Genomic DNA, 4174 nt, shown 5'->3' with positions numbered 1-4174 from the left:
ATCTATGAGAATGACAAAATGAAGTAACCGAAAATTGTACATTGAATTTTAGCTTATCAATATTTCATGTTAAAGAGTAATCAGCTCACTTATAGGGCAACTTACTTGATAGGGATTAAACATGAAGTATATCTCGGTATTGTTTTTAGAGATATTAATTTGCCTGAATTCAGCCGTCAATTATCTAATGTTAAAGAGACCTTTAAAGGCTCAATAATTATAAATAGCATTAAACAAGAGTAACATTCAGGATTAAAACTAATGAAAAATTCAAAAGTAGTGTTAAAGAATAAAAAATCAATATTGTGGGCAGCTATGTTCATACCGCTTACTATGGCAAGTTTTGCAAGTCAGGCTGCCACCGCTATACAAGATGGCGACTTATTAACAGGTTTGTCTGCTAAAAAAGGGGACGTGATCTCTTATTATATAGATGTACCTAGAAGTGGTTCTCCGCTTTCAATATATATGACGGGTGGAACAGGTGATGCTGATTTTGAGTTAACATCGGATGCAATGACAATTACCTACTCTAGTTATGAAGAACTGACATATGAGCACTGTATAGGTGCGTTGTCCGTTGGCGCTGTTGATGCGAATGAAGAAGCTTGTTACATAGACAATGCTACAGAAGGGCGTTATGAAATAAATATTACTGCGTGGGAAGATTTTAGCGGTGTTTCTCTTGGCGTAGCCAGTGATGCTCAACCACAAGTTCTGTCTTGTACTGATACTACGGATACTTTTACCATAAAAGCGCAAGATCTTGAGTTTATTGCTAAACATGGTGATGAAGCTTGTAAACAGCTTCGCGATATTGAAAACTTGTTCCATACAGTATTTAATACTGGCCGTGATCCGGTTAGTAATGATGTTAACGATCAAGTTGATATTAACCTTTTTGCTAACCACAATGCCTATCGCACCGCTGGAAAGCAGTTATTTAATCAGACCAGTGATACTGGGGTATATCTTGAGGGTACACCAGAGCAAGCAAGTAGCCAAAGTAATATCATTACTTTTGAAGCACAAGATTGGGCTGACGGTCAATGGTATCCTTGGTCATTTACTCATGAAGTTGTGCATTACTTAGATGGACGCTACCTAAAAGAAGGTGACTTTAGTAAAGAGTTGCCTCATTTAACATATTGGTGGGCCGAAGGTATGGCGGAATTTATTTCTGAATATAATACTCCTTATGGCACTGTACGTTATGGTCAAGCTGCACAAGTTGGCAATGATGTAACCCTTTCAGAGATCATTTTGGATAACACTGATGATCCATATGGCTTGGGTGCTGTGGCCATTCGTTACCTTATTGAAGAACAACCAACCGCGACTCAGGAGTTAATCAGTGAATTACGCGCTGGAGATTTTGACGCTTTTGACTCGCTTTTAACGACATACGGTACACGCTATAACTCAGATTTTAGAAGTTGGTTAACGGGGGATTTAGTTAATGATTTTCCTGACAGTGCTAAAAAGCTTAATTGGAATCAAACCGAAACGGTAACTACAGAGCCGGGCAGCTTATATTACATTGATATAAGTTCAGGAGACGATTTTACCGTACAGTTAGAAGGTGGCGGTGGTAATGGTAGCTTGTATGTTGGTAAAGTCGGTAGCGTACCTAATGCATTTCAGCCCGATACCGTAGCATGTTTCTCTGGCCATGTTGGTGAAAGCAAAAGAATAAAATTAGATGGAAATGTTGAATCATGTCAAATAACAGAGGCATCAGCGGGACGCTATTATATATTGGTCGAAGCTCCGGGCAACAGTGTTGTTGTTAATGCTTCATTAACTGTTAATAACGCTACGCCATTGCCAGCTCCAGCAACTAAAGTTTGTATGGCAGAAATAGAGTATTTTGATCGCAACTCATCGGTTGACGCAGAAGTAACGGTTACCAATACGGCCAGTACAGAGGTTTCTTTGTTTTGGTTAAATACTGACGGTAATATTGATGGTGATTCTTATGCCGAGTTGGCTAAAGGGGAGTCTTGGACTGCTGATTATTGGGTAGAAGGTGATCGTTTGATTGCTATTGATGAAAATAATAATTGTGCTGGCGTTTTTGCGTTAAACGGTGGTAGCAATACTATCAATATTGGCGAAGAGGTTATTATTGATATTCCAACTGATAATGAATATCAAGCACCGGCCGCTAATAACACTAATTGGGAATATATCGAAAGCGTAACCATTGCAGGTAATAATACTACTAGTGGTGATGATAATGGTTATGGTGATTTCTCTACCTCAGCACCGATATCAATAACTAACGGTGATGTAATCAGTTTAGATGCTTCTGGAAATTCAGATGAAAACTGGATAGTTTGGGTTGATATGAATGGCGATTATTCTTTCTCTACTAATGAAATTGTTTATCAAAGTGATAACAAATCTAATGAAGTAACAGGCACATTGTCTCAACTTGATTCAGCTAACGGTTTAACAACTCGCATGCGCATTGCTATGTCTTACGGTACTCCAAATGCAACAGGTGGTTTTGAAGGTGAAATCGAAGATTACACTGTAACTATTAATGATGCTGGTAACGGTTGTGAGCCAAACTGTAATACAGGTGAATATGAGGCACCGGCTGAGAACAATACGAATTGGGAACATATAGATAGCGTAACCGTTGCCGGTCAAGGTAATACTAGTGGTGACGATAATGGTTATGGTGATTTTTCTGGATTATCTGCGATAACCATTGCAGATGGTGATGAAATAAGCTTAAGTGCGTCGGGTAATTCTGATGAAAACTGGATTGTTTATGTCGATTTAGACGGTAATTTTGAATTTTCCTCTAATGAAATTGTCTATCAAAGTTCAAGTAAGTCGAATGACATAACAGGTACTTTATCAAACCTTGCATCAGCTAATGGCTTAACAACCCGTATGCGTGTCGCTATGTCTTACGGTACACCGAATGCAACAGGTGGTTTTGAAGGTGAAATTGAAGATTATAGCGTAACTATCGGCGATGGTAGTAACGGTTGTGAACCAAACTGTAATTCAGAGCTGCCTATAGTAGAAGCACATTCGGTAACAGTAGCAAGTGGTGAATATCTACATATTCCGATTGAAGTACCTGCTGGCGCCACTAGTATCAATGTTGATTTAGACAAAAATGGTGGAACTGCTATGTTGATGCTCAATGAAGGCTCTCAAGGAAGTGCATCAAATTATGATGAAAGAGATACTCTCGGTGACAATGTTTTCAGAAGCAAGCCAAGCGCAGGCACATGGTATATTTCCATACGTGGTCGCAACAGCGGTGTTACTGATGGGTCGTTAACGATTACTATTGATTAATTTCCATTAATGATAAAGCTAACGAATAGTTAGATATATTGTGAACCCTGATGTTGTCAGGGTTTTTTTTGTTTAAATAAGTGATTTTTGAGAGGTTAACTCGGAGACTTGCTTATAAAAATCTTAAATCAAAAAAACAGGACAGCTAAATAAGCCTTTAAAATAAGCTCCATGATTTATTACAGCTCCTGAATTCGAAGAATGTTTACTGTATTTTTAAATAAATAGGTGAAAAAAAACAGAAGTTCCTCTCTAAAATTAATCAGCATATATTTTCACGAACCATTCATTTTATCAGTAAAAACATATAACTCTTGGATTTGTCATATGAACAAGCAACAAATCATAAAAGAAATCCGAACTTAGATTAGAACTCTACAGTGATGGAGTGATAGTGGGCCAAAAGTGTTGAAGCTTGCTTTTTGTGCCTAAATTATTGAAGTTTTTTTAAAAAAAGTATTTAATTTGCATTTAAGGTTTTAGATACGGTTTCGTAGCTAAATGAAATATAAGTTGCGAAAGGGTCAGCGTTTTAAACTTTTGTTACTCGAACATTAGAGTAACTGTTTCTAAATAAGATCATGAGTACTTGTATATCAAAGCCATAAGGTTTAGATGTAGATAATCTAGCAAGTAATTCGATATAACATATGGATGTTAAAGTACATAAAGAAAAGGCGTTAACAATTTAATCATGACCTTGTGTTTTGACCCTTCACTTATCGCTCAGGGAAGAGGGGTGGTATTATTATTCAAGTCTTTATTTAAAATAATATAGTTGGTATTCATCGAATCAATGGCTAGTTTAAATTCAGTTTTGATGATTTTTATTTGTTATATTAAACTATAT

1 protein-coding gene is annotated in these 4174 nt (G+C 37.0%); it reads left to right on the top strand.

The window, feature by feature from the left end:
• Positions 1 to 261: 261 nt before the first annotated feature.
• Entirely contained in the window at positions 262 to 3324 is a 3063-nt protein-coding gene (locus tag GAB14E_RS18830) for a collagenase (protein WP_033080905.1), read from the top strand.
• The last annotated feature ends 850 nt before the right edge of the window (positions 3325 to 4174 follow it).

Origin of the sequence: Colwellia psychrerythraea, from assembly GCF_000764185.1 — a bacterium.
GTDB lineage: Bacteria > Pseudomonadota > Gammaproteobacteria > Enterobacterales > Alteromonadaceae > Colwellia > Colwellia psychrerythraea_B.
Note: the sequence above shows the minus strand (reverse complement) of the source record. Positions and strands in the feature narration are given on the sequence as shown.

Excerpts from the sequence above, each read along its gene's own strand:
- GAB14E_RS18830 (WP_033080905.1), top strand. The coding sequence starts at position 262 with ATGAAAAATTCAAAAGTAGTGTTAAAGAATAAAAAATCAATATTGTGG.